1 protein-coding gene and 1 pseudogene are annotated in these 1193 nt (G+C 37.8%); both read right to left on the bottom strand.

The features are described from left to right. Window positions 1-222 precede the first annotated feature (222 nt). Window positions 223-531 (bottom strand): hypothetical protein, encoded by a 309-nt coding sequence (locus HMPREF2865_RS01580; protein WP_070585507.1) that lies wholly within the window; start codon window positions 529-531, stop codon window positions 223-225. A 151-nt stretch (window positions 532-682) separates the two neighbouring features. Then, window positions 683-1193, bottom strand: a pseudogene (locus tag HMPREF2865_RS01575) (hypothetical protein); the annotation flags it as partial.

Here is a 1193-nt window from a genome sequence, read left to right as displayed (position 1 = left end):
AAACCTTGAGAACTGCATATGTGCGTTCCGCACACATATACTTATTGAGTTTAAGTTTTATATGGGCTACGGCTTGCTATGCCGTCTTCTTTCCAGGTGTCGTAGCGGCTTTGGTTTTCGGCAAGGTAGGCGTTTACTTGGTCAGATGGCGGATTTTTTGTTCGTCGTAGATGATGAAGACGCTGATACCGGAGTAAGCGTAGATTGGGTCTTGACCTCAACCTACACTTGTTTTACATAAAATTTTGTGTCTCTGTTTGAAAAATCTAAATAACAACATTCTACTTTACCTATTGAATTGATTATAGTTGAAACAGGAATATTAAGAAGCCTAATACCCAAATCATCAATTTCAAAATCATTAATTCCACTCTTATAAAGGTAGCTTATTATTTCATCATTAATTTTTCCAAGCCAATTAAAAGAAATATCTTCTAAAAAAAACTTATTTGGTTCAAATATCTCTATCGCTTGAAGCTGATTTTTATCATCATAAAAACAATGGATATTCAACTCGGGAAAAACATCCATAGGAACTCGAGAGTATGATGACTTATAAATTTCTTGTACATCAGAACTAAATATTGCACGAACTTGTTTTCGATTCAGATTTGATGAGATAATGTTTACACAATTTTCTATTTTTTTTGAACTAAAATAAAAAATTTTCATAATTTTTTGCCTATTTTTTAGTTTTAAAAGAATTTGGGTCTAGTTTTCCCGAATACTCAAGCATCTCCTCGATTGCCTTATCATATTTGGATCCGAACTTAGATCTGATATCCCTCACATCCATTTCAATAGCCTCTTTCAATTTACCTTGTTCCAGTAACTCTTTTTGCTTAGCCCTATATTGGATAGCATAAGGAGAGCGTCCATAACTTTCAGTAAGCCGATGATCCTTCGGATCCATCTTAATAGCAGGACCTTGTTCACTACTAATGGGGGCTCCTTTATAGCAATCCTTCGCAGGACAATGATGCGAATCCAAACCGTCATTGGTCGGTTTTTTGGTTTCCGAATGCGCCCCTCCTTTGTACTTATGTTCCGTCGTTGCCAATGCCGTATCCGGAATCCTATCCCCCTTCGCAACATTGCCGTTTACAGGAATACGGATATTCCCCGCACCCGCCAATAAGGGATCTCTGCCGGTAACGGTCGGCTTGATGTTTTTCAGGTTGCCAACGCCCGCA

This window comes from Neisseria sp. HMSC073G10 (assembly GCF_001812605.1).
Classification (GTDB): Bacteria; Pseudomonadota; Gammaproteobacteria; order Burkholderiales; family Neisseriaceae; genus Neisseria; species Neisseria subflava_A.
Note: the sequence above shows the minus strand (reverse complement) of the source record. Positions and strands in the feature narration are given on the sequence as shown.

Coding starts and splice junctions, on each gene's coding strand:
- HMPREF2865_RS01580 (WP_070585507.1), bottom strand. CDS start 531: ATGGATGTTTTTCCCGAGTTGAATATCCATTGTTTTTATGATGATAAA.